The sequence below is a fragment of the Roseateles sp. GW821-FHT09B06 genome (genome assembly GCF_059418245.1).
Map to the genome: position 1 here is coordinate 1 of NZ_JBWKPM010000069.1, position 777 is coordinate 777.

Genomic DNA, 777 nt, shown 5'->3' on the forward strand with positions numbered 1-777 from the left:
GGTCGCCCAGTGGGTGATCCCCAAGATGGACTTCCGATCGGGGGGCTGGTGGATCATCGACGACACCGGCTTCCCCAAGAAGGGCCGCCATTCGGTCGGCGTCGCGCGCCAGTACTGCGGGGTGCTGGGCAAGCAGGACAACTGCCAGGTGGCCGTGAGCCTGTCGCTGGCCAGCGATCAGGGCAGTCTGCCGGTGGCCTGGCAGCTGTATCTCCCCGAGGACTGGGCCGTGGATGCCCAACGCCGCGCCAAGACCGGGGTTCCCGAGGAGGTGCGCTTTGCCACGAAGACGCAGATCGCCCTGGAGCAGCTGCGTACGCTGCTGGCCGAAGGCGCGCCGCGCTATTGCGTGCTGGCCGATGCCGGCTATGGCGTGGACAACGCCTTTCGCCAGGCGCTCAGCGACATGGGGCTGCTCTATGCGGTCGGCATCACATCGGCCGTCGTGGTCTGGCCGCCCGGGGTCGAACCCCGGCCACCCAAGCCCTACGGCGGCGTGGGTCGCCCGCCCGTGGTGCCCCAGCGCACCGCCGAGCTCCAGCCCCTGAGCGTCAAGGCCTTGGCGATGTCGCTGCCATCACGGGCGTTCCAGAGCGTCACTTGGCGCGAGGGCACGAACACCGCGCTGAGCGGGCGCTTCGCGGCCGTGCGCGTGCGCCATGCGGGCGGCAACATGGGCAAGGCACGCCTGCGCCCGCAGCAATGGCTGCTCATCGAGTGGCCGGCCGGCGACGAGGAGCCGAGCAAATACTTCCTATCCACCCTGCCCGAAGACAC

The 777-nt window shown here is 69.8% G+C and carries 1 protein-coding gene; it reads left to right on the plus strand.

Translation table 11 applies throughout. From position 1 onward, the window contains the following. Positions 1–777 (plus strand): IS701 family transposase (locus tag AC07OQ_RS24470; protein WP_495055742.1); only part of this gene is annotated, 777 nt, incomplete at both ends.